This window comes from Dyella sp. NPDC103356 (assembly GCF_055584465.1).
The window spans coordinates 391,282-417,007 of the sequence record NZ_JBVJLZ010000001.1 but is presented as its reverse complement, the minus strand read 5'-3'; the positions used below and the strand labels follow the sequence as shown (position 1 = coordinate 417,007).

The 25,726-nt window shown below is 61.7% G+C and carries 22 protein-coding genes and 2 tRNA genes; 16 read left to right on the top strand and 8 right to left on the bottom strand.

Features of this window, described 5'->3' with window-relative positions:
• Positions 1-16: 16 nt before the first annotated feature.
• From upp to ACZ6WW_RS01815, 3 genes are all read right to left on the bottom strand, one after another.
• Positions 17-658 carry a uracil phosphoribosyltransferase gene (upp, locus tag ACZ6WW_RS01825; protein ID WP_465272720.1) on the bottom strand — a complete coding sequence of 214 codons (642 nt, stop codon included), beginning with the start codon at positions 656-658 and terminating at the stop codon, positions 17-19.
• A 112-nt stretch (positions 659-770) separates the two neighbouring features.
• On the bottom strand, positions 771-1,103 hold the full coding sequence (locus tag ACZ6WW_RS01820; RefSeq protein ID WP_465272719.1) for a PsiF family protein: 333 nt from the start codon (positions 1,101-1,103) through the stop codon (positions 771-773).
• A gap of 249 nt (positions 1,104-1,352) precedes the next feature.
• The gene (locus ACZ6WW_RS01815; protein WP_465272718.1) at positions 1,353-2,852 is read right to left on the bottom strand and encodes an aminotransferase class III-fold pyridoxal phosphate-dependent enzyme; all 1,500 of its coding nucleotides are present in this window, start codon (positions 2,850-2,852) and stop codon (positions 1,353-1,355) included.
• A 302-nt stretch (positions 2,853-3,154) separates the two neighbouring features.
• Here ACZ6WW_RS01815 and ACZ6WW_RS01810 point away from each other — a divergent pair, with 302 nt between their 5' ends.
• The 12 genes from ACZ6WW_RS01810 (at position 3,155) to tgt (ending at position 16,386) form a co-directional block, all read left to right on the top strand.
• Positions 3,155-4,081, top strand: coding sequence for an ABC transporter ATP-binding protein (locus ACZ6WW_RS01810; protein ID WP_465272717.1), 927 nt, complete (start codon positions 3,155-3,157; stop codon positions 4,079-4,081).
• The gene (locus ACZ6WW_RS01805; RefSeq protein WP_465272716.1) at positions 4,081-4,875 is read left to right on the top strand and encodes an ABC transporter permease; all 795 of its coding nucleotides are present in this window, start codon (positions 4,081-4,083) and stop codon (positions 4,873-4,875) included. Before ACZ6WW_RS01810 ends, ACZ6WW_RS01805 begins: the two co-directional genes overlap by 1 nt.
• 29 nt (positions 4,876-4,904) lie before the next feature.
• Positions 4,905-6,119, top strand: coding sequence for a sensor histidine kinase (locus ACZ6WW_RS01800; protein ID WP_465272715.1), 1,215 nt, complete (start codon positions 4,905-4,907; stop codon positions 6,117-6,119).
• On the top strand, positions 6,116-6,718 hold the full coding sequence (locus tag ACZ6WW_RS01795) for a response regulator transcription factor (protein ID WP_281852346.1): 603 nt from the start codon (positions 6,116-6,118) through the stop codon (positions 6,716-6,718). The genes ACZ6WW_RS01800 and ACZ6WW_RS01795 overlap by 4 nt, the downstream gene beginning before the upstream one ends.
• Positions 6,719-7,343: 625 nt before the next feature.
• Positions 7,344-7,409 (top strand) — tRNA-OTHER (locus ACZ6WW_RS01790).
• Between the two features lie 7 nt (positions 7,410-7,416).
• A tRNA-Ile gene (locus ACZ6WW_RS01785) sits at positions 7,417-7,483 on the top strand.
• Positions 7,484-7,876: 393 nt separating this feature from the next.
• A complete protein-coding gene (locus ACZ6WW_RS01780; RefSeq protein WP_465272714.1) occupies positions 7,877-8,995 on the top strand; it encodes a slipin family protein in 1,119 nt (372 codons plus the stop codon).
• Positions 8,996-9,049: 54 nt separating this feature from the next.
• Positions 9,050-10,270, top strand: a complete 1,221-nt coding sequence (locus ACZ6WW_RS01775) for an RtcB family protein (protein ID WP_465272713.1) — start codon at positions 9,050-9,052, stop codon at positions 10,268-10,270.
• Positions 10,271-10,361: 91 nt separating this feature from the next.
• Positions 10,362-11,552, top strand: coding sequence for a DUF3142 domain-containing protein (locus ACZ6WW_RS01770; RefSeq protein WP_465272712.1), 1,191 nt, complete (start codon positions 10,362-10,364; stop codon positions 11,550-11,552).
• Positions 11,553-11,589: 37 nt separating this feature from the next.
• Positions 11,590-14,070: a hypothetical protein gene (locus ACZ6WW_RS01765; RefSeq protein WP_465272711.1), complete on the top strand. Its 2,481-nt coding sequence runs from the start codon at positions 11,590-11,592 to the stop codon at positions 14,068-14,070.
• A 101-nt stretch (positions 14,071-14,171) separates the two neighbouring features.
• Positions 14,172-15,194, top strand: a complete 1,023-nt coding sequence (gene queA / locus ACZ6WW_RS01760; protein ID WP_465272710.1) for a tRNA preQ1(34) S-adenosylmethionine ribosyltransferase-isomerase QueA — start codon at positions 14,172-14,174, stop codon at positions 15,192-15,194.
• A gap of 58 nt (positions 15,195-15,252) precedes the next feature.
• A complete protein-coding gene (gene tgt, locus ACZ6WW_RS01755; RefSeq protein WP_465272709.1) occupies positions 15,253-16,386 on the top strand; it encodes a tRNA guanosine(34) transglycosylase Tgt in 1,134 nt (377 codons plus the stop codon).
• A 156-nt stretch (positions 16,387-16,542) separates the two neighbouring features.
• Here the strand turns inward: tgt and ACZ6WW_RS01750 are convergent, their stop codons facing one another.
• Complete coding sequence (locus ACZ6WW_RS01750; protein WP_465272708.1) at positions 16,543-17,982, bottom strand: porin; 1,440 nt, start codon at positions 17,980-17,982, stop codon at positions 16,543-16,545.
• A 276-nt stretch (positions 17,983-18,258) separates the two neighbouring features.
• Between ACZ6WW_RS01750 and yajC the strand changes: the two genes are divergently transcribed.
• From yajC to ACZ6WW_RS01730, 4 genes are all read left to right on the top strand, one after another.
• Positions 18,259-18,603, top strand: a complete 345-nt coding sequence (gene yajC, locus ACZ6WW_RS01745; RefSeq protein ID WP_281852353.1) for a preprotein translocase subunit YajC — start codon at positions 18,259-18,261, stop codon at positions 18,601-18,603.
• 86 nt (positions 18,604-18,689) lie between these two features.
• On the top strand, positions 18,690-20,570 hold the full coding sequence (secD, locus tag ACZ6WW_RS01740) for a protein translocase subunit SecD (protein ID WP_465272707.1): 1,881 nt from the start codon (positions 18,690-18,692) through the stop codon (positions 20,568-20,570).
• A gap of 15 nt (positions 20,571-20,585) precedes the next feature.
• On the top strand, positions 20,586-21,542 hold the full coding sequence (gene secF / locus ACZ6WW_RS01735) for a protein translocase subunit SecF (RefSeq protein WP_281852355.1): 957 nt from the start codon (positions 20,586-20,588) through the stop codon (positions 21,540-21,542).
• A 73-nt stretch (positions 21,543-21,615) separates the two neighbouring features.
• Positions 21,616-22,185: a DUF4339 domain-containing protein gene (locus ACZ6WW_RS01730; RefSeq protein WP_465272706.1), complete on the top strand. Its 570-nt coding sequence runs from the start codon at positions 21,616-21,618 to the stop codon at positions 22,183-22,185.
• Positions 22,186-22,334: 149 nt separating this feature from the next.
• Here ACZ6WW_RS01730 and ACZ6WW_RS01725 read toward each other — a convergent pair whose 3' ends face one another.
• The 4 genes from ACZ6WW_RS01725 to ACZ6WW_RS01710 all read right to left on the bottom strand — a co-directional run bounded on the left by ACZ6WW_RS01725 (position 22,335) and on the right by ACZ6WW_RS01710 (position 25,658).
• Positions 22,335-23,450 carry a sterol desaturase family protein gene (locus ACZ6WW_RS01725; protein WP_465272705.1) on the bottom strand — a complete coding sequence of 372 codons (1,116 nt, stop codon included), beginning with the start codon at positions 23,448-23,450 and terminating at the stop codon, positions 22,335-22,337.
• A gap of 66 nt (positions 23,451-23,516) precedes the next feature.
• Complete coding sequence (gene murU / locus ACZ6WW_RS01720) at positions 23,517-24,233, bottom strand: N-acetylmuramate alpha-1-phosphate uridylyltransferase MurU (RefSeq protein ID WP_465272704.1); 717 nt, start codon at positions 24,231-24,233, stop codon at positions 23,517-23,519.
• Positions 24,230-25,243 carry an aminoglycoside phosphotransferase family protein gene (locus ACZ6WW_RS01715; RefSeq protein WP_465272703.1) on the bottom strand — a complete coding sequence of 338 codons (1,014 nt, stop codon included), beginning with the start codon at positions 25,241-25,243 and terminating at the stop codon, positions 24,230-24,232. Before ACZ6WW_RS01715 ends, murU begins: the two co-directional genes overlap by 4 nt.
• Before the next feature lie 64 nt (positions 25,244-25,307).
• Positions 25,308-25,658 carry a DUF3147 family protein gene (locus ACZ6WW_RS01710; RefSeq protein WP_465272702.1) on the bottom strand — a complete coding sequence of 117 codons (351 nt, stop codon included), beginning with the start codon at positions 25,656-25,658 and terminating at the stop codon, positions 25,308-25,310.
• Between the last annotated feature and the right edge of the window lie 68 nt (positions 25,659-25,726).

Below are 25,726 nucleotides of genomic sequence, written 5' to 3'. Positions count from 1 at the left end.
AGGGAGGCGGCGGTTCTCAGCTTGCGGAAAGCTGCTTGGTACCGAAGATCTTGTCTCCGGCATCGCCCAGCCCCGGCAGGATATAGCCCTGTTCGTTGAGGCGCTGGTCGATCGACGCGGTGTAGATCTCGATATCCGGATGGGCCGCCACGATGCGTTCCAGTCCTTCGGGGGCCGCTACCAGGAAGAGTCCCTTGATGCGCTTGCAGCCAGCGGCCTTGAGCATGTCCACGGTGGCGACCAGGGTGCCCGCTGTGGCGAGCATGGGGTCGACGATCAGCGCGATGCGTTCGTCCATGCGGCCGCTGAGCTTTTCATAGTAGGTCACCGGCTTGAGCGTTTCCTCGTCGCGCTGCAGGCCGACCACGCTGACCTTGGCCGATGGGATCATGTCGAGCACGCCAGGCAGCATGCCCAGGCCAGCGCGAAGGATCGGCACCACGGTGATCTTCTTGCCCTTGATCTGCTGCACCTGCACGGGGCCGGCCCAGCCTTCGATCTCCTGGCTCAGCGTTTCCAGGTCCTTGGTGGCTTCGTAGGTCAGCAACGCGGCCACTTCGGAGGCCAGCTCGCGAAATTCCTTGGTGCTGATGCCCGCGCGGCGCATCAGGCCCAGTTTGTGCTGAATCAGGGGGTGGCGTACTTCGACGATTTTCATGGCTGACCCTGGCAAGAGTGGCCGGCATTGTCGCCCAGCTAGGGTCTTGAGCAAAAGAAAAGCGGGGCGCTGCCCAGGCTGCAGCCACCCCGCTGGAGTGCACGCTGGCCGCTTACGGCGTTGCGGGTGCACCCTTGAGGCAGTTGCTCATAAAGGCCTTGTGAGCATCGCCGGTCGGCGCCTTGGTCTTGGCTTCGGCGTTACAGCTCTTCATTTTTTCCTGCTGGGTCTGTTTGGCCGGAGCTGGCGCAGGGGCGGCCGTGCCCGAGAGGCAGGCTTTGACGGAGTTCTTGTAGTCGTCGCCTTTCTTGCCTTTGTTTTGCTTGCTGCAGTCGCTCATCTTCTGCTGCTGAGCAGTCAACGGCTTGGTGTCGGCGGCGTGAACAGTGGCGACTGCGAATACCAGTGCGGCGCTGGCAACGATCAGACTCAAACGCTTCGACATGACGGAAACCTTCCCTATGAGTACCGGCGGGCGCCGGCGGGACAGTCTATGCCTGTTATGTAGGGGTTTGGCTACAGGGGAGTGGGGTGGTTGTTCAGCGGCCGGAGAGCGTAAAGCCGGCGGCCGTCCCGCCTGAAAAGAGTAAAGGGTAAAGAGGAAAGCCTCATCCTGCAGGCTTTTCCCCCTTTACCCTTTTCAGCGCCGCAGGTGCGACTTCTCAGCTCGTGCAGCGAGCGGCTTTACTCAACCCTACGCCGCGTCGGCTTCCTTCATCTTCCGCGGCCCATGCAGCAAGGCATGCCGCACCGCACCCACGACCAGGTCCACCTCGGCGCCGGTCACGTTGAAATGCGGGGTGAAGCGCAGCGAATTGACGCCGCCGTGGATCACGCCGATGCCGCGTTCGCGCATGTATTCCTCGATCGAGTGCGCGCCATAGCATTTGAACTCCGGCGCCAGTTCGCAGGAGAACAGCAGGCCGGTGCCCTGGACCTTGGTGATCAACCCGCCAAGCTCGTTCTTGAGCGCGTTGAGCTTGTCGACGAATTCCTTGCCGCGTTCGCGGATATTGCTGCGTACTTCGTCGGTGAGCTGATTCAATGTCGCCAACGCCACATCGAGCGCACGCGGGTTGCCGGTCATGGTGTTGCCGTAGATGCCCTTGCGATACAGACCCGCCGCACGTTCGCCCACAGCCAGCACCGACAGCGGGTATTGACCGGCGTTCAGCGCCTTGGAGAAGGTTTCCATATCGGGCGCGGGCAACTGCTCGAAGCCTGGATAGTCGGTGATCGACAGCACGCCATGCGCACGCAGGCCAGCCTGGATCGAATCGACCAGCAGGAGCGTTCCGTGTGCCTCGGTCAGTGCGCGCGCCGCCTTGTAGAACTCGGGCGTCAGGGCGCGGCCGGGATCGCCTTCGCCCATTACCGGTTCGAGGAACATCGCCTCGATAAACCAGCCATGGCGATCGGCATCGGCGAAGGCGGCTTCGAGCTGGGCAATGTCGTAAGGCGCGACGGTGAGCAGGGTGTCTTCGTGGCGATAGCTCGCCAGATGCTGCATATACGTCTTGCGCGTGGAGTCCGAATACAGCGCGGGCCGCTCGGTGCGGCCGTGGAAAGCACCTTTCACGGCCAGGCGCTTGATCGTGCGGCCGGCGTAGCGACCGCCGACATCCGTCATGGTCTTGGCGTTGACGTCGGCGATGCGGCATGCAAGCGACACCGACTCGGAACCCGAGTTGAGGCACAGGTAGCGCGTGTACGGATTGCTGCCGCGGTTGCGACCCAGCTCGCGATCCATCGCCTTTGCAAAGCGCATCTGCGAGATGTTCGGCGTCATCACGTTCGCCATCACCTGCGGTGCGCTCATGGCCGCGCGAATCGCTTCGTCGTTATGGCCGAAGCCCAGCATGCCGTAGCCGCCGTTGTCGTGGATCACCGCGCCCTTGAGCGTGACCACCCAGGGGCCGCGCGCAGCGGCCGGAACGTACGGGTTGATGCCATCGTCCGGATAGAAATTGACGAAACTCGCCTGCGCCGTTTCCAGTTGTTCGACTTCGTCGAGCTTGAGGAAATCGGACAGGTCGTTACGCAGTTCGCGATGACGCGCAACCGCTTCTTCAATCGCCTGCGACAGCGCCGGGTGGCTGCTGGCAAAACGCTCGATGGTGGCGTCGTCCAGGCCGGACGTACGCGGCTTGCCACCGAATTCGCGCATTTCGCGCAACTGATCGATCACACCCATGATGTTTCTCCTCGATCCGCATCGGCTGCTTTCTTTCTGCTGAGCCGAAACGGGTATTGTGAATACATGACGGAAGGCCGAAGACGGGGATTCTCCAGGGGTTTCCGTAGCCTGCTTTTGCACAAAACCAGCGGAGCAGGCGCGCCGGCATCAAAAGTTACAGATGCGACGAATGCCCAGCATAACCTGCCGCCAAGCCGCCCGTAACCCCCAGGTGACGGCTGTCATGCCCGTACGCTGACGTTGAGGACTGCCGGAAAAGGCCGTTTTTCCCCAGTATTTCAGCCACTGGAGGAGGGGCTATGTCGAATCTGCAAATACCTGTCGCAAGGCTTGTTGGAACGATCAAAACCTACGGCGCGCTACGTGCGCTCGATGGCGTCGATCTCATGTTGCAGCGCGGCGAACTGCTGGCGCTGCTGGGTCCTAACGGTGCCGGCAAAAGTACGGCCATCAGTCTGCTGCTTGGCCTGATCCGCGCCGATAAAGGCACCGTGGAGCTGTTCGGCCAGGACCCGCAGAACATCGACGCGCGCCGGCGCATCGGCGTGATGCTGCAGTCGGCATCGTTGCCGCCGGTGCTGCGTGTCGGTGAATTATTGCGGTTGACCGCGAGCTACTACCCGTCGCCGCGTTCCGTGCAAGAAAGTGCGGAGATGGCGGGCATCGCCGATTTGCTGAAGCGACCTTACGCGAAGTTGTCGGGCGGTCAGCAACGCCGCGTGCAATTTGCGATGGCGTTATGCGGCCGCCCCGAACTGCTGTTTCTGGACGAGCCGACGGTCGGCATGGACATCGAGGCGCGACAGAAATTGTGGGCGGCGATTCGTCAGCTGGTCGCCGAAGGCTGCGCCGTGGTGTTGACGACGCATTATCTCGAAGAGGCCGAAGCGCTTGCCGATCGCGTCTGCGTGATGGCACAGGGGCGCGTGATCAGTGAAGGCAGCGTTGACGATCTGCGCGCTCGCGTTGCCCTGAAACGTGTCCGCTGCATGACGCATATCGATCCGCAACAGCTAGCCGCATGGCCTGAAGTGGTGGAGGCCCGCCGCGATGGCACAAAAGTATGGATGTCGACCGCAAACGCGGAAGCGCTGGTGCGCCGGTTGCTGGATGCCGACAGCTCGCTGAGTGAGCTGGAAGTACAACGCGCCGGACTTGCCGAGGCATTTACCGAGTTGACGCGCGACGCTGACACCACCACCACCATTGATCGCGAGGCTGCCTGATGAACGCCGTGACGCATAAGTTCTCCGTTGCGCAAGCCGGCGCGACCATGTCGCCGCAGCGCGTGGTGGCCGCCTATCTCGAAGAAATTCGCAGCGAGTGTCTGCGATATCTGCGAACGCCCAGTTTCCTTTTGCCGACGCTGCTGTTTCCGACGGTCTTCTATCTCATGTTCGGCATCTTTCTCGGGCATGCGAACGGCCCGGATGCACCGCGCTTCTTTCTGGCGGCCTACGGCACCTTCGGTGTCATGGCGCCTGGCTTGTTCGGCTTCGGTGTGTCGCTGGCGATGGAGCGCGATAACGGCCTCATGACACTCAAGCGAGCTTTGCCGATGCCGCCGGCGGCTTACCTTCTAGGCAAGATGGTGATGGCCTTGATGGTGGCGGCGGTCGTCATTGTGTTGCTGTTGGTCATGGCGATTGTGCTGGCACATGTCCCGCTGAGCCCTGGTCAGGTCGTCACGACATTTTTCACCTGTGTGTTCGGCGTGCTGCCGTTCTGCGCGATGGGCCTGTTCGTTGGCAGCCTGATCAAGGGACAAGGCGCCCCCGGTGTCATCAATCTGATCTACCTGCCGATGGCGTTCCTCTCGGGCCTGTGGTTTCCCTTGTCGATCCTGCCGAAGTTCCTGCAGCAGCTTGGACCGGTCTGGCCGAGCTATCATTTGAACCAGTTGGCCCTCGAAGCAGTGGGCCTGGAGCACGGGGAAGCTTTGACGCACGTGGCCGTACTGGCGATCTACACGGTGTTCTTCACGGTGGTAGCCGCGCGGCGACTGCGCAGGTACGGGTGAGCTGCAGTGATGAGGATGGGGAGTTCGGCATGAATCTAGAAAGTCTGCGCGTCTGGTTGAAGCCGGCTCCCGACTCGTCCATGACGGAGAATATGCGCAACGGCAAGTCGCCATGGACGGATTTCGTCCATCTGCTGTGGTCGTGCTGGATCTTCGTTACGCCACTGTTCGGAACCGGCTTCGATTGGCGTTGGGCGGCGTTTACCGCTGGCAGCTTTCCGATATTCGTCGCGCTGTATCTGTTCTATATGGCGGCCTCGCGCCGTGCCGCGCAGCGGTACGCGCTCGCTATCGCAGCGTTGGGCCTGGCATTGCTTCCCTGGTACCCGAGTTCGACCAGCTATTTCATTTTCGGTTGCGTGCTGCTGCGCAGCCGTGGCATCGGTGTCATCAGGCACATGTTTGGCGTGGCCGCCTTGAGTGCCTGCTATGCAGCGGTGGCCTATTTCTCGGGTTATCCCTGGCAGCTGATGGTGTCGATGCCGATGGTGGCATTCATCATCACCACCATCATCAATGTCGAGACGTTGAACGAAGTGCACAACGCACAGCTGCGCCTGTCGCACGATGAAGTGCGCCGTCTTGCGGCAACGGCGGAGCGTGAGCGGATCGGGCGCGACCTGCACGACCTGCTCGGGCATACGCTGTCGTTGATCACGCTTAAACTGGAGCTATCGCGCAAGCTGTTCGACCGCGATCCGGAAGCGGCCCGTCGTGAAATAACCGACGCAGAAAATGTCGCTCGCCATGCACTGGCCGAAGTGCGCTCGGCGGTCACCGGCATCCGTGCCACCGATCTGGCGGCCGAGTTGGCGTCGGCAAGATTGTTGCTCGAGTCGACCGGTGTGCACCTGGATTATGTGCTGCCAGCATTGACCCTGCCGCTGGATATGGAGCGCGCATTGGCGTTGATCTTGCGCGAAGCGGCGACCAATATCGCCAGGCACGCGCAGGCGACGCGTGCACTGGTCTCGCTCGAAGCGGCCGATCAATGGGTACGCGTGGTGATCTCGGACGACGGTCGCGGCGGGGTTGGCGAGGATGGCAACGGCTTGTGCGGCATGCGAGAGCGCGTGCGTGCGCTGGGTGGGCGTATGGAGATTCAGTCTGCGAAGGGACAAGGTACGACGGTGCGTATCGATCTGCCCATGCCTGTCCACCGACCGTTCGATGTCACTGCTCCCGCCTGTTCGCAAGCCGATACCGCGCTTGCTCCCCATCATGAAAACCGAGGTCTTGCATGATCCGTGTGTTGCTCGCTGAAGACCAGGCCATGGTGCGTGGTGCGTTGTCGGCCCTGCTCAAGCTCGAGTCCGACATCGAGGTGGTCGGCTCGGCCTCCGAAGGCGAGGGCGCGTGGCGCGAGCTGCAGCGGCTCAAGCCCGACGTATTGGTCACCGATATCGAGATGCCGGGCCTGACCGGCCTGGAGCTGGCGCAGCGCATTCAGCGGCACGAGCTGCCGATCAAGGTGATCATCGTGACCACCTTTGCGCGCCCGGGTTTTCTGCGGCGCGCGCTGGATGCCGGCGTGTCGGGCTATCTGCTCAAGGACGCGCCCGCGGAAAATCTCGCCGAAGCGTTGCGCACGGTGCATCGCGGTGGCCGTGCGATCGATCCGCAATTGGCGCTCGAAGCCTGGTCCGACGCCGATCCGCTCAACGACCGTGAGCGGCATGTGTTGCGTTTGGCTGGCGAAGGACTCTCGGCGACCGACATTGCCGCGCAGTTGAATCTGTCCCACGGTACGGTGCGAAATTATTTGTCCGAGGCGATTGGAAAGTTGGGAGTTACCAATCGTATCGAGGCATACCGCATGGCACGGCAAAAAGGCTGGTTATAAATAAACTCAAAAAACATTAAAAAAGTGCTTGCGTATTCTCGCAGGCCATCGTAATGTTCGCGCCCATCGCCGGTGTTCGGCGACATTCAATCATTGGAAAACATCTGCCGTCATGAACGTGTTTATCGTCCACAACCTGAAGCTACGCGATCGGCGCCATCATGGCGACGCATGCTTCGTTGTGCCGCGTAAACCACAGGCAGTCGTTTTCTAGTCCAGACCGGATTCCGCTCGCGGAGATCGGTCACCCCGATCTCCCGAGGCCAAGCGAACGCCCTCGGGTCGCCATACCCGGGGGCGTTTTTGTTTTTGGCGTTTGCGGAGGATGCGCATGCATCGAACAGTTTTGCTGAATAGGTCCCGAGACAATATCTCGCTCTGAAGCATCCGGTTGCAGGACGCAGCCGTGGCAGGGGCGCGGCTGCAACAGGCGCATGTGCGCTGCACCTTGATGCTTCGGTGCGAGTGGCGCGGGGACGATTCAAGCCAAAGAATTGCCGATTGGCGACAGTCGGCAATAAGAGGGCATAACACGACGAATCGCTATGGCCTGGGCTTGTTGCCCAGCCGGTGCGCGCGGCTCTGCCGTCAGCGTATGCCGCGGTTTGCACGAGATGTTCTCGCCAAGACGTTAGCTCAGTTGGATAGAGCGGCGGGAAACCGCAGGAGGCCGGTTCGAGTCCGGCACGTCATCACTGGAAAGCTCAAATGGTTAGAGCATCGAACTGATAATTCGAGTGTCGTGGGTTCGATTCCCACTCCGGAACATGACCTTTCACGTCATGACAAAGGGGCGAAAGCCCCATACCAGGAAACGCCTCGTGCGAGGTGGTGGTTCGATGCCAGGAAGGCGTTGCACCGTTTCGCAGCGAGGGTAATGCCGGGCAGCTGCCCTTGCGTCGCTCCGGTGAGGGGGCGACGTCGCCAGCGATTCATAAGCGACGCCAACTCTTTCACCGCATCGATAAAAGCGCAGCCGCTCCGCGATATTCACGTCTAGAGGCGTTTCCACCTTATTTTAAAACACGGCGATAGACGCTTTTTATTGTGGCGCATCGCATGGATTTTTATTGCCTTGAATAAATGGTGCGCCATGGCCCGGGCGCGCCACGGATTAAATCTGCGGGCCTTATCCACCAGAATAAAAAGGAGATAACCATGTTCTGGACCAAGCAAATCGTGATCGGCGACGGCGAGCGCGGTTTGCTGTATCGCAACCGTCGTGCCGAGCGCGGCCTTTCACCGGGCGTGTACCGCTTTTTTGACCCGTTCAAGCGGATCGAGGTGGTGACCCACAACGTGACCCGTGCCGAGTACACAGGCACGGACGCCGAGACCCTGATGGCAAGCGGCCTGTTTGCCAGTGCCTTTCTTGTCGCGGATATCGGGACCGACGAGGTCGGCCTGGTGTTCAAGCACGGCAAGCTCGAAGACATCCTCGCACCGGGCACGCGCAAGCTGTACTGGAAGGCGCTGGTGCCGGTGACGGTCGAGGCGGTGTCGATGGCCCAGAGCCTGGACATTCGCGCCGACGTGGCCAATCGCTTGCGCCAGCTTGGTGTCTTGAGCAAGGTCGCGGTGGTGGTAGAGGTGCCGGAGGAGTCGGCTGGCCTGTTGTTTATCGACGGCAAGCTGCAGAACGTGCTCGCGCCGGGTGCGTACGCATTCTGGAACTTTCGCAAGAACGTCGCTACGGAGGTCATCGACTTGCGCGTGCAGTCGCTGGAGGTATCGGGTCAGGAGCTGTTGACGCGCGACAAGGTCAGCCTGCGCGTCAACCTGGCCGCGAGCATGCGCGTGACCGACCCGATTGCAGCGCGTACGCGGGTGGCGAAGTATCTGGACTACCTGTACCGCGAGTTGCAGTACGGCTTGCGTAAGGCGATATCGGCCAAGTCGCTGGATGAATTGCTCGGCGACAAGGCTTCGCTGGACGCGGATATCTTCGCGTACGTGCGTGGCCGCGTGACCGAGCTGGGCCTGGAAGTGTTGGGTGTCGGCGTCAAGGACGTGATCCTGCCGGGCGAGATGAAGGACATCCTGAACAGCGTGGTGCAGGCGGAGAAGGCGGCGCAAGCCAACGTGATCCGCCGTCGCGAGGAGGCCAACGCCACGCGTTCGTTGCTCAACACCGCCAAGCTGATCGAGGGTAGCCCGGTGTTGATGCGCCTGAAGGAGTTGGAGGCCTTGGAGAAGGCCACCGAAAAGATCGACAAGTTCACCGTGTTCGGCGGCCTCGACGGCGTATTGAACCAGGTGATCGGGTTGAAGTCGTAACAAGCCGTCGTTGCCGAAGGGAGTCGGCAGCACGGTCCTTTCAAGGAACGATGTATGAGCGAACAGAACTATCAACTGCTGCACGCCGAAGGCGGCCGTATCCCGATCAAGGGTTGGGTGAACGGCGTGCCGCTCGAAGAGCAGGCACAACGACAATTGCAGAACCTGTCCGGGTTGCCGTTCGTGGGGCCGTGGATTGCCGCGATGCCTGACGTGCATCTGGGCAAGGGCGCGACCGTGGGGTCGGTGCTGCCGACGCGCGGAGCGATCATTCCGGCCGCGGTCGGCGTCGATATCGGCTGCGGCATGGCCGCGGTGCGTACCACGTTGAAGGCGAGCGACTTGCCCGATAGTCTGGCGCAGTTGCGTTCGTCGATCGAGCGTGGCGTGCCGGTCGGCAACGGGCGCGGCGGCGAGCATGGGCGCATGCCCGACAGCATCACCACGCGACTGGTGCAGTCTGGCCTCGGTGATCGCCTGGCGGCGATCAAGGCCAAGCATCGCCGCATCCGTGCCGACAAGATCGAGCGTCAGCTTGGCACACTCGGCGGCGGCAATCACTTCATCGAAATCTGCCTCGACGAGTCGGATGCGGTGTGGGTGATGCTTCACTCGGGCTCGCGCGGCACCGGCAACCTGATGGGCACCTACTTTATCGAACGTGCCAGACAGGAACTGGCGCATCGTGTGCTGGGCTTTCATCTGCCGGACCAGGACCTCGCCTTCTTCATGGAGGGAGAGGAACTGTTCGACGACTATGTCGAAGCGGTCTCCTGGGCGCAGGACTATGCGCGGCACAATCGTGAGGCGATGCTGGAGCGCGTGCTGGGCGAAATGCGTCACCGCCTGCCCAAGTTCCAGTTGGCGAAGATGGCGGTCAACTGCCATCACAACTATGTGCAGCGTGAAACGCACTATGACGAGTCCTTGCTGGTAACGCGCAAGGGCGCGGTCAGCGCACGCGAAGGCGAGCTGGGGATCATTCCGGGCAGCATGGGCACGCGCAGTTACATCGTGCGTGGCAAGGGCAACCCGGAAAGCTTCCATAGCTGCAGTCACGGTGCTGGCCGTGTGATGAGCCGTACCGCGGCGCGTCAGAACATCACCCTGGCGCAGCACCGCGAAGCCACGGCGCACGTCGAATGCCGCAAGGACGCGGCGGTGATCGATGAATCGCCGGCCGCCTATAAGTCGATCGATGCCGTCATGGCGGCGCAGAGCGACCTGGTGGAGGTCGTGCATACCTTGCGTCAGGTGTTGTGCGTCAAGGGATGAAGATCCCACTGCGCCGTCTCGTTCGAGGCGGCGCTTTTTTTTGCTTTACCATGCCGCCTTCAGCGCCTGACCGGCGCGTTGCGGGATTGCCATGTTGCACCGTTCGATGCGGGCTCTGCTGTGCGCATGCTGGGTAGCCCTTGCGGCTTGCGGCCGTGCACCTGCCGTGCTCGAAAACGATGCCTATATCTGGCAGCGACAATGGACGCCACAGTTAGTCGATGCGATGCGGCAGTCGGCGGCGGATGTGCGCGACTGGCGCGTGCTGGCGGCACAGACCGATGCACAAGGCCGGCTGCGCAGCTTCTCGGCCGATCGTGCTGCGTTGGCGGCGTCGGGGCGGCCAGTCATCCTGGTCGTTCGCATCGACGGCCAACTGGCGCAATGGGACGAGAATGCCTTGCTGGCGCAGATCCTGGCGTTGCGCCAAAGCTGGCAAGGCAGCCCGATCGCGGGTATCGAGATCGATCACGACTGCGGCACGGCAAGACTGCCGGCGTATGCCCATTTCCTTGGCCGTCTGAAGGCTGGCCTCGGCGACTTGCCGTTGTCCATGACGGCGCTCCCGGCGTGGCTGGAGTCGCCGGCGCTGGACGGCTTGCTGGCGCAGGTCGACGAAGCCGTGCTGCAAGTTCATGCGGTGCAGTCTCCGCATGCCGGCCTGTTCGATGCCGCCTTGGCTACCGACTGGGCCCAGCGTTTTTCCACGCGCACCCACAAGCCCTTCCGGATCGCCTTGCCCACCTATGCCAGCCGCGTCAGCTTCGATGCGGACGGGCGTCAGCTGGGGGTGGAAAGCGAGGTGCCGAATCTGGCCGGCGGCGTGTCCTTCAGCGAACTTGCCGCCTCGCCCGAGGCCGTGGCCGGGTTCGTCATGGCGATGAAAAAGCGGCCGCCGGAACATCTGGTCGGACTGGTCTGGTTTCGTCTGCCGACTGGCGACGATACGCGGGCCTGGAGCCTGTCGACCTGGCATGCCGTCATGCGTGGTTTGCCGCTATCCTCACGCTTGTCGGTGCGGGCACGGCCAGCGGCGACGGCAGGGGCGGTAGATATCCTATTGAGCAATGACGGCGACGTGGATGTGTCGTTGCCATCCGCGCTCAGCCTCCCGGCCGACTGCAAGCTGGCCGATGGCATCAACGGCTACGTATTGGTTTCTGATCGAAACGGATTGCGTCTGCAGCGCCGGCAAGACGGCTGGCTGCATGCACATCGCGAACGCGCCGTGGGCTGGGCGCGTTGCGCGGGTCCCGATCCCAGGATCGACATCCAGGCGTGAGTTTCTTCCATTGAGTTGCATGACAGGGTAGTTATCCATGTTCAAACGTAAAGCGATCGTGGCCTGCGGTATCGTTGGCCTGGCAGGCGCCGTGGCCTGGGCCTGCGGTCCGATGTTTCCCAACCAGCTACTGGACAATCGCACCGCGACGCTCAAGGCGGCGCCCGTTAACAGCTTCGCTTTCGAAGCGGCACGGCTGCTGCCGGCCACCGACCAGCTCAAGCCGGTCGAGGCCGATACGTCCATCTATGCCGACAACAAGAAGGTCGCGCCCGACCTGGGCCTGACGGCTGCGCAGCAGGCCGATGTCGAGGCGATGAAAAAGCTCGACGACGATGATTCGGCCTATGCCGTGGGCAAGGATCTGCCCGAGGACGTGCGCCTGTACACCCTCGGCGCCAAACAGTTCGGCAAGGCCATGGATAGCTGCAATGCGCCGCAGGACAAGGACGCGAACGCCGAGACAGATCCGTATGGCGCCAGCAGCGAAGACCCCAATGATCAGCCGCGTCGCTGCATCGGTGCCGATCCGGCCTTGCTGGACAAAGCCGTGGCGAGTTTTGAAAAGGTCGTTGCCTTGCCGCCCGAGCAAGCCAGGCTGCGCTCGGTGTGGGCGGCCTACATGCTCGGCCGCATTCATGCCTTGCGCGCGCTATCGCAAGCGGGCGACGCGGCCGCATTCAAGCGCGAGCGCGATGCGGCGGCAAAGGCCTTCGAGCTGGCGCGTACGCGCGCCGTTGCGGGCGCATCCGATACGCAGGGATTGGGCGTAGCCAGTTTTGGCGAACAGGGGCAGCTCTATCTCTACAGCGGCAAGACCTTGTGCAGCTGGGGCGATTTCTACAATGCCAACGATTGTGCCAAGAGCGTCGCACCGGCGGATCTAAAGCATGCCATCGCCCTGTATGCGGCACAGGCCGGACACGGTTCGGACAATGCCGTGCGCTCGCTGCAGCAGATCGCCTTTACCGTCCTGCAAAGTGGCGACCTGACCGGGGGTATCGTCGACGGTCCGCTGTCGCAACGGTTGATGGTGGTCTACGCGCTGTCGAGCGGCGGGTCGAGTTCGTCCTACGATCCGGCTGCCGACAAGGCGGATGCCAAGCCCGATAACGCCCTGACGAATCTGGTCGATGCGATCGTGGCAAAAGGTGGCGAGCCCGCCGCCGGCGCCGACCGTCTTGCAGTGCTGTGCTACAGCGCGGGACGGTACGACCTAGCCGAGAAACTGGTGGCCAAAACCAGTGGCCCGCTGAGCAGTTGGTTGCGCGCCAAGCTGGCGTTGCAGAAGGGCGATCTGGCCGCCGCAGCGGCTGCATATGCCGATGCCGCCAAGGCTTTCCCGAAAGCCGATGATCCGCAGGCCACCATCGAAACCGCCAACACGCAGTTGATCCTGGGTGAGCAAGGTGTGCTTGCCCTGGCACGCGGCGAGTATCTCGAAGCGATGAACCATCTCTACGATGCCGCCAATCGCGTCGGCGGCGACGGCAACGAGGTTGGCGATGAGATGAATCCCGACGACCCGGGCATCGGTTATGGCAACGACATGCACTACGTCGCCGAGCGCGTGCTTACTGTCGACGAACTGAAAGCCTTTGTCGATGCACATGCGCCGGCCTCGCCCGCACCCGTCAAGGACAAGGATAAAAAGCCGGACGAGGGCGGCTACAGCCCCGCACCGGTTGCCGATCATCTCCGCTGGTTGCTGGCGCGTCGCCTGATGCGCGCCGGACGTTACGACGAAGCATTCAACTATTTTCCCGCCAGCGGCGATTCGCGTTTCGGTGAGGTGGATCTGCGCGCCAAGGCACAGGAATACGCCAAGGATCTGCACGACGCCGAGCACAACTGGACCGATATCGGCAAGGCCGAAGCCGGTTACGCCGCCGCGGCGATTGCGCGTGAAAACGGCATGGAAATCCTCGGCTTCGAGCAGAATCCCGACTTTACCGACAACGGCGGTTCCTTCCCCGGCGGCAGCGGTCAGGAGCCCAAGAGCATGGAACAGAAGTTCGTCACCGACGGCGAACGCCAGCGCTACAAGGATTCCATGGCCAAGCCCGATCTGCGTTTCCACTATCGGTACGCAGCGGTCGACCAGGCATCTAAAGCCGCCGACTTGCTGCCGCCGCGTTCGCAGGCCTTCGCCGCCGTCCTGTGCAAGGCCACCGGTTGGATGATGGATGGTCCGGGTGACGGTTACGCGGACTATAGCGATCAGCCTTCGCCGGAAAAGCAGGAAGACGAGCGCAGCAAACGTATCAAGGCGTTGTACGCGCGCTACGTGAAGCAGGGGCCGTATGTGGATTGGGCGGACGACTTCGGTCAGAGCTGCCCGGCCCCGGATTTCGATGCTGCGCGCAAGCTCAAGCGGGCCCAACAGATTCGTGCAGTCAGACACGCTATCCGCCGCCACCTGCCGCTCGAGATCGGTGGTTTGCTCCTGGTGTCGGGCGCCGTGGCATTCCTGGTCGCGCGCCGCCGCAAGAAGAAAAACGCGGCCAAGGCCGGGTAAAACGCGGGTCCGGTGGGGACGGTGAAGCCGTTCCTGCCGGGCCATGCCGGTGTCCGGCACGCTTTGCGCGATAATGCGTGTTCAATGACGCAGATATCACCGTGAAAAAGTCCGATTTCGATTTCGAATTACCGCCCGAACTGATCGCCCAGTCGCCGCTGCCTGAACGCTCGGCCAGCCGCCTGCTATGCCTCGATCCCAAGGCCGGTTCACGGCAGGACCGCATGTTCCGGGAGCTGCCGCAGTTCGTGCGCCCCGGCGATTTGCTGGTTTTCAACGACACCCGCGTGCTGCCCGCGCGCCTTTACGGCCGCAAGGACACCGGTGGGGCGGTCGAAATCCTGATCGAACGCGTGACCGGTGCACATGAAGCTACGGTGCAGTTGGGCGTCAGCAAAAAGCCAAGAGAAGGCGGCAAGATCGAGCTGGCCGATGGCAGCCATGCCACCGTGCTGGGCCGTGACGGCGCGTTCTTCAAGTTACGCTTCGAGTCGCCGGAGCCGCTGGAAAAGCTCCTGTTGAAGCTGGGCGAAATGCCGCTGCCGCCGTATATCGAGCGACATGCCGATGCCAGCGATATGGAGCGCTACCAGACGGTCTTTGCCCGTGAGCCCGGTGCGGTCGCTGCGCCGACCGCGGGGCTGCATTTCGACGAAGCGATGCTGGCGAGCCTGCGCGAACAGGGCGTGGATTTCGGTTACGTCACCCTGCATGTCGGCGCAGGTACGTTTCAGCCGGTGCGTGCGGACGACATCAAAGATCACCATATGCACCGCGAGTGGCTCAATGTCGGGGCGAGTCTGGTCGAACAGATTCGTCGTACCCGTGCCGCCGGCGGGCGTGTCATCGCGGTGGGTACGACGGTCGTGCGAGCGCTGGAAAGCGCGACTCGCGACGGCGAACTGCATCCCTTTGCCGGCGAAACGCAGATTTTTATTTTCCCCGGCTATTGCATTACGAGCATCGACGGCTTGCTGACCAACTTTCATTTACCGCAGTCGACCTTGCTGATGCTGGTATCGGCGCTGGCAGGACGGGAATTTGTGCTGGATTCGTATCGGCATGCGGTGGAGCGGGGGTATCGGTTTTTTTCGTATGGGGATGCGATGTTGATTTTGGGGTAAAGGCCTGGGTTGCAGGGCCAGGAGGCAAAAGTCCCTCAAACGCGCGATAATTACCTTTATGACCCCCCTGCAATTCGACATCTCCGCCACCGACGGCGCGGCGCGCCGCGGCCGTGTCACCCTCAATCACGGTACCGTGGAAACCCCGGCTTTCATGCCGGTGGGTACCTATGGTTCGGTCAAAGCCATGACGCCGCGCGATATCCGCGATATCGGCGCCGAGATCATCCTGGGCAATACCTTCCACCTGTTTTTGCGCCCCGGCCTGGAGGTCGTGGAGCAATTCGGCGGGCTGCACCGCTTTATCGGCTGGGACAAGCCGATCCTCACCGATTCGGGCGGCTTTCAGGTGTTTTCGCTGGCGCACAAGCGAAAAATCACCGAAGAGGGCGTGACGTTCGCTTCGCCGGTCGACGGCTCGAAGGTGTTCCTGTCGCCCGAAGTGTCGATGAAGATTCAGACGGTGCTCAACTCCGATATCGCGATGATCTTCGACGAGTGCACTCCTTATCCGGCGACGGAGCAGGTGGCGCAAACGTCGATGGAGCTGAGTCTGCGCTGGGCCGAGCGTTCGCGTCGCAGCTTCAATGAACTGCACAATCCCAATGCGCTGTTCGGCATCGTGCAAGGCAGCGTGTATGAAGACCTGCGCCGTCGTTCCGCCGAAGGTCTGGTGCAGATCGGTTTCGACGGTTACGCCGTCGGTGGCCTCGCGGTGGGCGAAACCGAGGCAGAGCGTAACCACACGTTGGATTTCACCGTGCCGCTGCTACCGCAGGATCGGCCGCGTTATCTGATGGGCGTGGGGCGGCCCGAAGACATCGTCGAAGCCGTGCGACGCGGTATCGATATGTTCGATTGCGTGATGCCCACGCGCAATGCACGCAACGGCTTCCTGTTTACCGCTGAAGGGACGCTGCGCATTCGCAATGCCAAGTTCATCGCCGATACGCGGGTGATCGAAGAAGGTTGCGATTGCTACGCCTGCGCAAACGGCTTCTCGCGCGCCTATCTGCGTCATCTGGACCGCTGCAACGAAATCCTTGCCAGCCAGTTGGCGACGATGCATAACCTGCGGCATTACCAACGGCTGATGGCGGGCTTGCGTGATGCGATTGCCAATGCCCGGCTGGAGAGCTTTGTCGCTGAGTTCTATGCACAGCGCCAACGCACCGACTCGAGCGTCGCGTAAGTTCCGCTTCGAATAACCTCAGTCCTCATCGTCGCCCCGGCGAAGGCCGGGGCCCAGTGTCTTCAGCAAGTTTGAGCGTAAGTCGCTGGGTCCCGGCCTTCGCCGGGACGACGGATAGGGGGTACAGATTCCGTCCCTGCAAAAGCTCAACGATCCTCAATAACTGATCTGCAATTGCATCCGCAACAAATCTCCCTTCACGCGCCCATACGGTGCAGCCGTGAGATTGCTCCGACGCATATTCGCGTAAGCAACGGCAATCTCCAGCGCCGATGACGGCCGCCATTCCATGCCAACCTCGGTTTCGTCGAGCAGGAAGTTCGGCGAGTTGGTGTCGAATTTCGACGCACCCCGAAAGGTCTGCCATTTCACGTAGGGAATCAGCGAGCCATACGAACCATCCATCTTGTACATGGCCTGCACATACCCGCCGCGCAACGATCGCGTGCGAATCTTGCGTTGACTCAGATCCAGCTCCGGTCCACGTCCTACCGTCCATTCCGCCTGGAAACCGAACGGCTGCGGGTAATAGATGACGTGCGCGGCAACACGCTGATCGAGTGCGCCGTTGGATGGCGCAGTGTCCTTGGGCGTGAAGGTCTGGTTGTTGACCGTGATGGAGGTGGGTGTGGCGACCTTGAAACGGCCCGAATAAGCGTCCGCACCGACTTCCAGGTACTGCCCGTTATCGAACTTGAATGGGTAGGTCAGGTGCAGCACGGTGTGCAGGCTATTGTTCTGCTCCGCACGATTGGCGCCCTGGCCGTTATAAAGGCCAAGGCCGACGATGCCATAGTCACCCGAGCCCTTCAGGCCCGACTGCACCAGATATTTGAAGCGTTCGGCGATCGGCTTGGGCGTGTAGTAGAAGAACAGCCCGATATCGCGCTCGTCGCGCACGCCGGTGTTCAGGGCGTCGGCCCGGTCCGGGGCGATGCGGTTCTGGCTCGACTGCAGGTTTTCCCAGCCATAGGGGACTTTGGACTGGCCCGCGCGCACGCGCCATTCCTTGCTCGCGTCGAAGTAGATATCGGCATAGGCGTCGCGCAGTTGGGCAAAGTTGGACGTGCTCGACCCGGTCGGCGTGCTGCCGAAATCCGGTTGAAGGTACAGCGAGACGTAGTCGTTCAGGTCGCCGCTCAGCACGACGCGCGCGCGGCGGATGCCGAAGCCCTGGTTGCTGCCGATAAAGCGGTCGCCGGGTGAGCGCAGCAGACCCGCATCGCCGCTGAGCTCATGGTTGTAACGCATCTGGACGTAACCGCGCAGGCTGATCCGGTCGTACCACTTCTTGTCCGCGCTGGCGGGCTTGGCCGATGCGATGGCCGGTTTGGCCGGGGCGACGTCCTCGGTTGTCGCCGGCTTCCTGCCGTCTGCTGGGGAAGCGTTTTGAGCTGTCTGGGGAACCGCGGCGGCCGACTGCTTGTCTTCAACCCGGACGAAGGTGCCGAGCTTGTCGCGGCCGGGGCCCGGCTCGGCGAAGATCTGTTGGGTCTTGCGATCGACGTAGAACTCGATCGCCGCGGTCGGGGCCGTTTCCGCCATGGCATTGGCGCCCATGGTCCAAAGAATCGAGGCGAGGGCTTTTTTCTTCACAAGGTTTCCTGGCGGCGGGCCGCAAAGCAGGTCGGCTGCGGGGTCTTTGGGTGTGGGGTAGGGGGAATCGCAATATCTTGCGATTCGGTCGCCAACCTTAGATTCCGCCTATGTCCGCTTTATGACAGGACTGAACCGCGTCACAGGCCCGCTCCGAGCGCGGGCCGGTGCCGATAACCAGCCATGCAAGCGTTCAGGTCGCATGGCATAATCGGCGATCTTTTTCATGGTGGCGGCAAAAAATCGCGCCGACACCGCAACTTGCGAGACATAACGATGAATTTGCCGATCTCTTTCATGCTGGCCCAGGCTGCCGCTCCGGCTGCCGGCGCGCAGAGCCCGGGTGGCCTGCTCAGCTTCCCGATCCTGATGATCCTGATGTTCGGCGTCATGTACTTCATCATGATCCGCCCGCAGATGAAGCGGCAGAAAGAGCATCGCGCGCTGTTGTCGGCCCTTTCCAAGGGTGACGAAGTGGTGACGAACGGTGGCATCGCCGGCCGCATCGACGAGGTGGGGGAGACGTTTGTTACCGTCGAGATCGCGTCGAATGTGAAGGTCAAGGTGCAGAAGGGGGCCGTGTCGCAGGTGTTGCCCAAGGGCGCACTCAAGGCCGACTAAGCAGCGGCTTAGCTTATCGCCACCGACTACGGTGCAATGACGCTTCCGCCGCAGCCTGAGTGCTGCGGCTTTTATGGATTCAAGGCATGAGTGATTTTCCACGCTGGAAATATGCGCTGGTTGTGATCGTACTGATACTCGGCATCGTCTATGCGTTGCCGAACGTATTCCTGCCGATTCAGGCCGTGCAGATCACCGCGAACCACAACGCGCCGGTCGATCAGGCGTTGCAGCAGAAAGTCGCTGCCGCGCTGACGCAGCAGAAGGTGGCCTATAAGGACATCAGCATCACCGGCGACCACCTGACGGTGGGCTTCGTCAACGGCGATATGCAAAAGGCCGGTGCCGATGTGATTCGTCCGGTGCTGGGCGACGACTACACCATCGCCTTCAACCTGGAGTCGAGCGCGCCCAAGTGGTTCCGCTCGATCGGCGCGAACGCCATGCCGCTGGGCCTGGACTTGCAGGGCGGCGTGCACTTTCTGATGGAAGTGGACCAGGACGGCGTGCTGGACAAGAAAGAAACCAGCTACGCCGACGACATCCGTTCGCTGCTGCGCCAGAAGAACATCCGTTACGACTCGGTAGCCCGCAGCGCAACGCGCGGCCAGGGCATCAATATCGTGCTGCGTTCGGCTGACGACCGCACCACGGCATCGAATGCGATCGCTGCGGAGTATCCGGACCTCAACGTCAAGGATGGCCCTTCGACCGGCGACCGCTTCGTGGTCAACGCCAGCATGAAGCCGGAAAAGCTGCGCGATCTCTCGCAGAACACCATTCGCCAGAACCTGGGCACGCTGCGCAACCGTATCAATGCGCTGGGCGTATCCGAGCCGATCATCCAGCAGCAGGGCGACAGCCGCATCGTGGTCGAGCTGGCCGGCGTGCAGGATACCGCCGAGGCGAAGAAGCTGATCGGTGCGGTCGCTACGCTGGAATATCGCGCCAGTATCGGTTTCCCGGGCGATCCGCGTGCGGTAGATGCGGCCAAGACCGGCAATGTGCCGCCGGATGCCAACCTGTACTACATGCGCGACAGCAAGCTGCCGGTGCTGGTAGCCAAGCGCGCGATCGTCACCGGTGACGAGCTGGTCGATGCCTCGTCGTCTTTCGATTCGCAATCGGGTTCGGCGGCCGTATCGGTGACGCTCAACTCCGCCGGCGCAAAGAAAATGCTGGACTTCACCACCAACAACATCAATCAACCGATGGCGGTGGTGTATATCGAGCGTGTGGTCGATACCAAGATGGTCGACGGCAAGGAAGTGCGTACGCCGACGATCACCTATTCGGTGATCAACGACGCCAAGATCAACGGCGCGTTCGGCAAGAACTTCCAGACCACCGGCCTCAACGGCGCCAAGGAAGCCTCCGGTCTCGCCCTGCTGCTGAAGGGCGGTTCGCTGGCCGCGCCGGTCGACATCGTCGAAGAGCGCGTGATCGGCCCGAGCCTGGGTGCGGACAACATCGACAAGGGCCTCAAGGCCGTGTTGATCGGTCTGGGCCTGGTGCTGCTTGCCGCTGCGATCTACTACAAGCTTTTCGGTCTAGTCGCCGATATCGCGCTGTTCTTCAACCTGGTGATCCTGATCGCGGTGATGTCGATGATCGGCGTGACCCTGACCATGCCGGGTATCGCAGGTATCGTGCTGACACTGGGTATGGCGATCGACGCCAACGTGCTGATCTGCGAACGCATCCGCGAAGAACTGCGCAACGGTTCGACGCCGCTGGCCTCGATTCGTGCCGGTTACGACAAGGCGTGGGCAACGATTCTCGATGCCAACGTTACTCACCTTATCGCCGCGCTTGCGCTGACGACGATGGGTTCGGGTCCGATCAAGGGCTTCGGCGTGACGCTGCTGATCGGTATCCTGACCTCGATGTTCACCTCGGTAACCCTGACCCACGCGATCACTGCGCTGATTCACGGTAACCGTAAGCTCAAGACCTTGTCGGTCTAAGGGGCATAGGGACTCATGGAAATTTTCAATCCCCATAGCAACATCAACTTCCTCGGCATCCGCAAGCTCTCGATCGGGATTGCCGTCCTGTTGATGATCGCCTCCGTCGCGCTGATCGGCGTGCGCGGCCTCAACTACGGCCTGGATTTCACCGGCGGTATTTCGATCGTTGCCGACTATCAGCAGCCCGTGGCGATCAGCGACGTGCGTCTGGCCCTGAACAAGATCGGGGTAGAAAACCCGACGGTCACCAGCCTGGGCGGCACGCGCGAAGTGTCGATCCGCTTGCAGCCGACTGCTGGCATGCTCGACGAAAAGGGCAAGGTCAACCTGGACAAGGTGGTGTCGGTCGTAGCGCCCGCGCTGCAGGCCTCGCGTCAGGATGCCTCGATCAAGAGCCGCGACTATGTCGGTTCGCAGGTCGGCGACGAGTTGCGCAGCGACGGCATCATCGCGGTGATCATGGTGATCACCGGCATCATGATTTACCTGTGGATCCGCTTCGAATGGCGCTTCGCCGTCGCGGCGCTGATCACCGAGGTGCATGACGCCCTGGTCACGGTCGGTATTTTCGCGCTGACCCAACGCGAGTTTGACCTGACCGTGTTGGCCTCGGTGCTGGCGGTGGTCGGTTACTCGATCAACGACAAGGTGGTGGTGTTCGACCGTATCCGCGAACTGTTCCGCCTGGCGCGCAAGGCCGAGCCGGAAGAAGTGCTGAATCGTTCGATCAACAGCACCCTGTCGCGAACCATCATCACTTCGCTGTTCACCGGTATCACGATGGCCGCGCTGTATTTCTTCGGCGGCCCGGTGGTGCACGGCTTCGCGATCACCATGTTGATCGGTATCGTGGTCGGTACCTTGTCCTCGATCTTCGTTGCCAGCCCGATCCTGTTGTGGCTCGGCGTATCGAAGAAGGACCTGATGCCCAAGACCCGCGAGAACCCAGAGTTGGCGCGTCGCCCCTAAGCGTCGCACCGATAGTTACGCAGAGCCCGGTTATGCCGGGCTCTTTTTTTTCTAAGACAAGGAGCACAGAGGGATGAGTGAAGCGTCTTGGCACTACCAGGATGGCGACAGGCCTGCCGGTCCGGTGAGTGCGGCAGTGATTCGCGAAAAGATTCGCGAGGGCCATATTCGCCGTGGCACATTGTTGTGGAAAGAGGGTTCGCCCGACTGGGTATCGGCCGAACAGACGGAGTTTGCGCAGGACGCGGACTCGGCCTTGAATAACCCGTATGCGTCGAGCACCTCGGCCAGCGAATACGCGCCTGAACTACAGCGGACGTTGAAGCCGGTCAGCGCGGCACCCGCCTGGGCGATCGCGTTAGCGCCACTGTTCCTGATTCCGCTGGCCTTCGTTTCCTATACCGGTTTCATAGGCTTCGCGATCTATGTGAGCCTGTCGATCTGGGATCGCAACCAGATCAAGGAGTCGGGGCGCGAACCGTCGATGGCTTTCCTTTGGACGATCCTGCTGGGTGCTCTAGGCGCGCCGGTCTATCTGTTCCTGCGGGCGGCACGTATCGATCGTCAATGGGCTTATGCGATCGTTAGTATCGTTACGGTGCTGATTTTCTTTGCGGCTGTTTTCTACAAGACGATGCCGTAAGGACTCCGAAAAGCCTTTCCTACTCGTCATCCCGGCGGAGGCCGGGATCCATCCCTCAGTCCTCGCCTGTCAGACAGCATGTAGCAAGCGTCCACGTTGAGGAATGGATTCCGGCCTACGCCGGAATGACGAGTAGGAGATGCAGTGGTTTATCCCACCGTCGAGGCCGACTCCGCATTCCCCATCGGCAACTCTTCTTCCGCATCTTGCCGGTGCGCCTCTTGCGGATGGTGCCCCACCCCATGCGCTTCCCACTCCGCGATAGGAATCGGCCGATAGCTTTCGCCAAAGGCCACCTCGCCAAGCTTCCAACCGGCCGGGCGGCGCACCGCGCCCCAGAAACGCTTGAGCGCATTCCAGTGCAGGCCGATCAGGCCGTGTTCGTTATCGTTGTCCACCAGCGGATCGCCCACGCCGGTCGGACGCGGCGCAAGGCCGTAGAGCGCGGTGCCGAAGATCACGTCCCAGATCGAGAACACCTGGCCGTAATTGCAGTTGTGCAGGGTGGGGCGCTCCGGATCGACCAGCATGTGATGCAGGCGATGGAACTTCGGATCGACGAAGATGCGGCCGAAGACCCTGCCGAAACCGATGCGTACGTTGGCATGCGAGAAATTCTGCACCAGCTCGCCAAACAGCATCAGCCAGGCGAACTGGTCGGGCTCCACGCCCATGACGATGCCGACCACGGCCAGAATGATCGACTGAATAAAACCGTCGACCGGGCTGCCGCGATCGTTGGTCCAGCAGCTCATCTGCCGTGTGCTGTGATGCATGCTGTGCAGCGCCCACCACCACGGCAGCGCGTGCTGCAGGCGGTGCATCCAGTAGTACACCAGGTCGTAGATGATGTAGTAGACGAAGAACAGCATCAGCGCATGCTGGTTCAGTACCGGGAACCAGTGCGTGATCGCCAACGGCGAACTGCTCGCATCGCTCGGGCCGGTGTCGGGGCCGCCGAAGTAATTGGCGATCGGTGTGAGCACCAGAAAACTGAAGAGCGGGAAGATGCCCACCAGCATCATCACGGTGTACTGGAAGTCCACGCGGGTGAGTTTGCGGTCGGCCCATTGCTCGGCCGGCACGATGCTTTCCAGCGGGCGGAAAATAAAGCCGATGATGCATAGCTGCAGCGTCGCGATCAGCAGCGAAGCGGCAATGTCATGGGGGTCGCCGGCCAAGCCTGCCAGGTGCAGGAAGTTCAGTACCGGGATAACCCCGTGCACGCTCAGCCAGGTAACCAGGTGGGACCACAACTCGGACATCGGAACACCATCAAAAAAAGAGGCTGCCAACCCCTCGCGAGCATACCGCCGCCATGGCGCTAACGATCACTCGCGAGATGTTGCGTTCAGTGCCGCGTCGAGCGTCGCCAGGCGTTCAGGCGTCCCGGCATCGGTCCAGGCGCCGGTATGGAGGCTGCCAGAGACTGCGTGCTCGGTCATCGCGGCGCTGAGCACCGGCCTAAGCTTGAAGCGGGGCGGTTTCGCGGCGCTTTCAGCGGTCTCACCGACCGCTGATCTCCAGTTGGCCAGCAGCTCGGGCCGATAGACCCCCACCCCGCTGAAGGTGAGGCGTGGCGAGCCACTGTCGACGAGTTGCCCATCGGGGCCGATCGCGAAGTCGCCCCCGGGATGGTGCGCCGGATTGTCGACCATCAGCAGATGGGCCAGCCCGGCAGGCTCGGCCGGTAGCGTCGCGAAATCGGCGTCGGTCCAGATATCACCGTTGATCGCCAGAAAGGGCTCCGGTCCAAGCAAGGGCAGGGCGTTCAACATGCCGCCGCCGGTTTCCAGCGGGATGGCACCTTCATAGGCATAGCGAATGCGTACCCCCCACTGCGAGCCGTCGCCGAGAAGGTCGGGAAACTGATCGGCCAGATGCGAGGTATTGATCACCACATAGCGCACGTCGATAGCCGCGAGTTTTTCCAGATGCCACACGATCAGCGGTTTGCCGCCGGCCATCAACAACGGCTTGGGCGTGCGATTAGTGAGCGGACGCATGCGTTCGCCCAGTCCCGCGGCAAAGATCAGCGCGTGTCTCATGCGATCGGCTCGCGCAGATCGCGCCCGCTCGCATGACGCTGCAGCAGTGCTGCGAAATCCGCGAGCTCGTGATAACGGCTGGCAACACCGACGATGTAGTCGTAAACGCGCGGCAGGTCATTGAGGTAACCGCGTTTCCCGTCGCGATACCACAGCCGGCAAAACAGCCCGAGCACCTTGATATGACGTTGCAGCCCGATCAGGTCGAACCAACGCTGGAAATGGTCGGTGTCGATGTCATCGCCGATCAGGCGTGCTTCGCGCAGACGCATGCGATAGTTCTCGACCCAGCCTTCGACACGCTCGCGGTCCCACACGATGTAGCAATCGCGCAGCAGCGAGGCGAGGTCGTAGGTGATCGGGCCGACCAGTGCGCCCTGAAAATCGATCACGCCTGGATTGCCGCCTTGCTCGACGATCAGCAGATTGCGGCTGTGGAAGTCGCGGTGCACGAAACAGCGCGGCTGATCGAGTGCATTGCGCAATAGCACGGCGAACGCGTTTTCCAGCACATCCCAGTCGGCGCCTGCGGGCGGGTGACCAAGATGCTTGCCTAGAAACCATTCCGGCATGATCTCCAGTTCGCGACTCAGGAAGGCGTAGTCGTAGGGCTGCATGCCGCTGACGTCGGCGTGCAATTGCATGCGCAGCATGGCATCCATGGCATCGCCATAGAGCCTTTCCACGCTGGCACCGTCCAGTGCAGGCAGGTACAGCCTGTTACCCAGGTCTTCGATCAGCAGCAGGCCAAGGTCGAGATCGTGTGCGTAGACCTCGGGAACGTGCAAACCCGCCGCTGCCAGCTTTGCGCCGATTTCCAGCCACGGACGCGGGTCTTCCTGCGCCGGTGGCGAGTCCATCACGATCCAGCTCTTGCCCTGGTGCTCGGTGCGCCAATAGCTGCGAAAGCTCGCATCGGCCGATGCCGATTCCAGTTGCAAACTCGGATCGTTCAGTGCACTGCGTACCCAGGCCAGGCGAACATCGGCGCGGTCGGTGAGGTGATTCATAAAAACCCGCAAGATCAAGTGTGTCGAGCTTAACGCCGAACCGGCGCGGTGCAAACGCAACCGATCAAAGCAACTTGATGCCAAAGGGACGGACCACAAGCGCGAAGGCCCCGAAGCACGCGATGGTGAGCAATGCGCTGAAGCCCAGTGCAGGCCAGAAGCCGAAACGCGCCAACAGGCGTGGAAACGCCAGAAACATGGGGAGCGTCGGCACCACATACCAGAAGGTATACCAGGCGTGATTGGCGATTTTCTCCGTCGGCTGTTTTTCGACGTAAAGCCAGGTCAATGCCAGCAGGGTCACCAGCGGCAGCGACGCGAGCAGGGCGCCCAGACGATCGCTACGTTTGGCCAGTTCGGAAACGGCCACGACAAGAGCGGCCGTAATCAGGTACTTGGTGATGATCCAGGGCATGGGGATACCGCCAGCAAGCGTGCAGTGGAGGATGGCATGACGGCTGGTACGCGGACGTCATGCGACGA